Annotated in this window: 3 protein-coding genes; all 3 read left to right on the top strand. The window is 46.9% G+C overall.

Annotation, left to right across the window (positions count from 1 at the left end):
• The first annotated feature begins 228 nt into the window (after positions 1-228).
• Genes IT291_06270 through IT291_06260 form a run of 3 tightly spaced genes read left to right on the top strand, consistent with a single transcriptional unit; the run spans position 229 to position 5,437 of the window.
• A complete protein-coding gene (locus IT291_06270) occupies positions 229-3,096 on the top strand; it encodes a glycosyltransferase (protein ID MCC6220826.1) in 2,868 nt (955 codons plus the stop codon).
• Positions 3,068-4,780 (top strand): glycosyltransferase family 9 protein, encoded by a 1,713-nt coding sequence (locus IT291_06265; protein ID MCC6220825.1) that lies wholly within the window; start codon positions 3,068-3,070, stop codon positions 4,778-4,780. The genes IT291_06270 and IT291_06265 overlap by 29 nt, the downstream gene beginning before the upstream one ends.
• Positions 4,781-4,834: 54 nt before the next feature.
• Positions 4,835-5,437: a hypothetical protein gene (locus IT291_06260; GenBank protein MCC6220824.1), complete on the top strand. Its 603-nt coding sequence runs from the start codon at positions 4,835-4,837 to the stop codon at positions 5,435-5,437.
• Positions 5,438-5,556 lie beyond the last annotated feature (119 nt).

Genomic DNA, 5,556 nt, shown 5'->3' with positions numbered 1-5,556 from the left:
AATACCTGCTAGTAATGATTAATCGGCCCACAATGATTGCCCAAAAATAATGCTATACTAAGCTCAAGTCTAGCAACTTCACTCCCTCAGTCCCGACTTTTCACCAAGCTCGACCGAAAATCAACTAATTGGCAACAAAACACTGCGTCTTTTTCGATCATATCCGCATCGATATTCATAGATAGGAATACAGAATAACGGAGCTCAAAGGCAAACTTGAGTTTTTCGATGGACAATGACGGTTTCGAGAGTAAGCTCAGTAATATTAGCGCAATTATTTTCAGAGAGTGGGAAGCAAGGGTTTGCCACGATTATCTCTACTGGGCGGCGAATGGCGCTAAGAGCGATGAAGATATGTGGAAAAGCGCGAAGCGCGACTTTGATCTCCTTTCTCAAAACCTTGGCAATGGAACGTTTAGCGACAAAAAAGCCCTGGAGATTGGTTGCGGTGTTGGCAGGTTGCTTCGCCCAGCAAGTAAAACTTTTAAGCACATTACTGGCTTAGACATTTCTTTAACAGCAATCAATAGAGCAAAAACATTTCTCTCAGATTGCCACAATGTAGACCTGCTCGAAGGAAACGCCGCGGACTTACCGACTATTAATGACGCTGAAATAGACTTAGCGTACAGCTTTGACGTCATCACTCGAATGCCAACTGCGATATTCGCTGGCACTCTTACTGCGCTATCGCGCGCAATAAAAAACGACGGCCTAGCCTTGCTTCACCTATATATGGGTTCTTCGGTCCACAACACTGTTATGCAGGATACCATGGCAGTTAGAAGCTACTCAGTGGGTTCGTTAAAAGACGCTTGCGAGGCCGCTGGATTTGCCCTCCTATCCATTAGAGGAATCCCATTTGCGCCTGACGACGCGATAACTGAAGAACAAAACAATTCAGCTCCCTACATAGTGGTTCTAAGAAGAACCGGCGCTCCTTCGGCTAAACCCTATGCTATAGAACGACTCCTAAATACTGGCTTTGAACAAGAGGCACCGCTCGACTGGCCCGGCTCACGTACACAATATTTGATGTGCATAGCCCGAGCTACCGAGCACATGGAAGCAAAACACTTTAAACTGGCACAAGAAACTTTAGAATTTGCGCTTGCCAATTACACTGCTCCAGAAACTTCCACTTTGGAAATACTTAAACGCCTGCGCTCTAGCAATGCCGCCAGCCTAAACCTCTCTCCTACAATTGCCACACCACAGCCTCCCTCACTTTCCTCCAGCAGCACCATCTCGCTACACTCCCAGGTATTTAAAAATAATCTAACAGCCCTAGAACAACGCTTTCCTGCCATCGCCAGCATCCTAGCACACCTAACCGCCGCAGAAGCCGTAAGCGCAAGACAGAACTCTAAGGGCGATACAGTGATATTCTCCGGAACAACACCACTAGACCAAATGGAGAATCCTAAGAGAGCAGCGGAGGTTTGGGCAGAGCGCACTCTAAATAGCGCCGATGCGCAATCGGCAGAACAAATACTAATAATGGGTTTTGCCACTGGCTACCACTTAGACGCATTAGCCTCTCGGTCGAGCAAAGCTCTCCACGTAGTAGAACCAAATCCGAATGTTCTATGCGCGATAATGCAGGCGCGCGATTGCAGGCACATCATAACTCGCCTGTCATCGCTATCAATATCGCTAGACAATTTTAAGAACGCAATTGATACATATCCAGAACTCCGCTTTGCCTACCTTGCACTTCACCCACAAACTCAAGTAATGGAAGGAGAAACGATTAGAGAATTTCGCCGACACTGGCTGTCGGAAAGAGCCTGGAAGGAGCTTAGGCCATCGATTGCAGTAGTAGGCCCACTTTATGGCGGCTCGCTACCCATTGCCCGATACATAGCTCATGCGCTGCTTGCAAGCGGCCAACGCGTGCAATATTTCGACTTACAAGCCTTTCATCGCGGATATACGCATATTCGACAACTAGTCAACAAGAGACATCGCGTGAACCTGCTCGAGAACAAATACGTCGAAATGCTCTCCGACTTCGTAGTTGAGGCTACAAACGAACACCCAATAGACATTCTCATTTGCGTCGCCCAAGCTCCTCTGTCGGCACGAGCACTTAGCGAGTTCCGCAAAAGAGGAATTATTACCGCCATGTGGTTTGTGGAGGATTGCGACCGGTTCACCACTTGGCAACAGATTTCTCGCTACTACGATTACATGTTCTTAATACAAGATGGGGAATATTTAAAAAGGGTAAAAACCGCCGGCGCTGCACACGCTTTCTACTTGCCAGTGGGCTGCTCACCATTAGTGCACAAGCCGCTTTCCCTTACACCCGACGAAGTAACTCGCTGGGGCTCCGATATTTCCTTTGTAGGGGCTGGATACAACAATCGCCAGCAAGTCTTTTCGCGCTTCCCCAGCTCCAATTTTAAGATCTGGGGGACAGAATGGCCCTCCGGCCGACCATTCGACCGTTTGGTTCAAGAAAAGGGACGGCGCCTCGAGCCGGAAGAATACGTAAAAATATTTAACGCATCAAAAATTAACATCAACCTCCATTCCTCTAACGAAAGGGACGGAATAGAGCCTTTTGGCAATTTTGTTAATCCCCGCACATTTGAGTTAGCTTCCTGCGGGGCATTCCAGTTGGTCGACAATCGCAGTCTGTTACCTGAGCTATTCAAGGCTGACTATGAGGTAGCGACTTTTTCAACGCTTAAGGAGCTTTCTGAAAAAATCGACTATTACTTGAATCATCCAGAGGAGCGCCAAAGAATGGCTTCAGCCGCTCGCAAACGAGCTCTCGAATGCCACACGTATGAACATAGAATGCGCTCGCTATTGGGTCACATATATGCAGATAACTTCGAGTTTTTTAGAGCAAAACAGCAGTCCGGTGCTTGGCCTGGATTAATGCGCGCCGCTGTAAAATTTCCCGAACTATCAAAACGCGTAAACGACGCTTACCAGCAAGGCAGAGAGCCGAAACTCGATTCGCTAATTGTCGATATTCAAACCTCTAATGGAGCACTTAGCGAGACGGAACAAAAATTGTTGTTTCTTCACCACGTAAGGCAGCACACTACCTATGTCAACAAACTGCGCGAAGGCGAATAACATTCTTCTAGTTGCCATAACTCGCTTGGGGGATTTGCTGCAAGCATCGCCTACTATTATTGGGCTTAAGCAAGAAAATCCAAATGCCAAAATTACTGTGGCAGTAGATAAGCAATTCGCAGCAATTTGTAATGGCATTCCCGGCGTTGACGACACGTACGTTATGGACATGTCGATGATATGTCGCTGTCTGGAGCGCGAGGGCGAAGGAATTGTTAGCGCGTATGCCTATATCACCGAGGTGCTCGAGGAGCTGCGCTCGCGCAATTTCGATTACTGTTTAAACATGTCGTCGTCCGGCTACACAGCTCTAATGCTAAAGATGCTTGGCATTAAGGAGAGCCGGGGCTGGATTGCCGACGATGAAGGCTATCGCCTTATATCTAATCCCTGGTCAATGCTTTTTGCCGCCTTTGTATACCATTCTAATAGAGACTACAACTCCCTTAACTTAGTAGACATTCTGAGGTGCTCTGCTGGCGTAACCGCACACCCGGACAGGTTGATGTACGACATCCCAGAAGAGGCGAGCGCGAGCGCCGTCACTTTTTTAACTGAAAACGGCATTGCGCACGGTGGCCCTCTTATTTGTCTGCAAGCGGGGGCCAGTCAGGAGAAGCGCCAATGGGAGCCGCGCAAATTTTCTGCTTTGCTAAAACTCTTAGTGGAAAATCTAAACGCTCGAGTAATAATGACGGGAACAATTCAAGAACTCCCCATAGTAAACCAAATATTAAAAGGATACTCGCATCAGCAGGTGGTAAGTGCAGTAGGTCGCACTAACTTGGATCAACTTAGCGCCTTGCTAAAAAAAGCCGATGTATTAATCACTGGCGATACCGGCCCAATGCATCTAGCAGTTGCCGTTGGCACTCCCGTAGTAGCACTCTTTCTCGCCTCCGCTCTGGCCTTTGAAACTGGCCCTTATAGTGAGGGCAATTTTGTCATTCAGCCACAATTGTCTTGTTGCCCCTGTAATCCAAATTTTCCTTGCTCTCGGCCCGATTGTCATGACCAAATCTCTCCCGAACTAGTTTTTGAAGTAACAAAACTTCGCCTCAATACTCCGATGGGCGAGGAGAAAAACATACACATACCCATTAATCTCGCAAACCCCTCAGAAGTCATGGTCTATCGCACCGCATTTGATGCGGACGACTTTTTAGAATTCATTCCACTAAACAAAAATATCGCGGCGATGAGGAGCGGCAGCACAATGCGCTTTTTCGACGCCGCTCGCAATGCCTATCGCGCTTTGTGGAAGGAGCAGTTCTGCCAAATTGCAGCAAAAGTTCCCAGCATAGAAAGCCCCTCTAAATCGCTAGCTGCTAAGCCGCTTCACAGCGAAGTTCGCCATGGCTTAGAAGCGATTCAAGCACACGCCGCACGCGGTAGAGAATTGATAGAGGAGCTAAACAAACTAATTATCGACATTAATAGTCCCCCTTCAAAACTAGGCGCAGTTAATGGGGAGATAAACGAAAACAATAGAGAAATTGAGGAGTTAGGGCTAACATACCCCATAGCTGGGGCGCTCGTGAGGATGTTTATCATGGAGAACCAAAACTTGCGTGGAGACGATCCGCTAGTTTTAGCATCACAACTTAGAGGGCTTTATGAAAGTCTTTATTTAAGGACTGAGAAGTTTGACAAATTGTTCTCGCATTATTTGCAGCAGCAATAAGTAAGCTGCCGTAAAATATTTTAAGGATATTTTAACGGGGAGTGTAAAAACGCCATGATTAGCGTTCAAGTTAATGGTCAGGCTCTTGCCGCTGACTATAGCAGAATAACCACCATGCCCGATCTGGTGGAGTTTATTAAAGCTAATATCGACCCGGACTCCATAATTGTCGACCTCGCTATTAGCAATAAACCCCTTAGCGAAATAGATTGGCGCGTTCCCCTTAGCGTCCAAGGTGACAGCATCATGCAGGTTAGCACCGCTAGCAAGGAAGAATACCTAAAGCACCGCTTGAGCATATCAATTGAATACGTTGACAAAATAACCGAAGAGTTTCGAATCGCACGAGAAAATTTTCAGAATGGCAGAGTAATCGATGGAAATGGCAGCATTAGCAAAGCTGTAACCGATCTAGAAGCCTTTTTGTCCTGGTACAACACCGTTATTCTAATGTTACCAGAAGCAAGGCAAGCTAGTGTAAAAAACGGCTATAGCGAAAAAATAAAAGACATCACCAGCACCTGCGATCAGCTCCTACAACAACAACTCTACCAATCCTGGTGGGCTATAGGCGAAACTCTAGAACAACGCATGGAGCCAACGCTGGGCGAGCTAAAAACCTACTGCCAAGAAATTTCCCAGGGACAATTGGTTTAAAGAAGCTCGCGTTTGCGAGTCTTGATTTTTCCGACTAATTTCTGTATAAAGTGCTGCGGCAAGCTGCCAAGCGGCGATTAAGCGCCTTTCAAATACTTAAGTCAATTGTAGTTATTGTT

This window comes from Deltaproteobacteria bacterium (assembly GCA_020845775.1).
GTDB lineage: Bacteria > Bdellovibrionota_C > UBA2361 > SZUA-149 > JADLFC01 > JADLFC01.
Note: the sequence above shows the minus strand (reverse complement) of the source record. Positions and strands in the feature narration are given on the sequence as shown.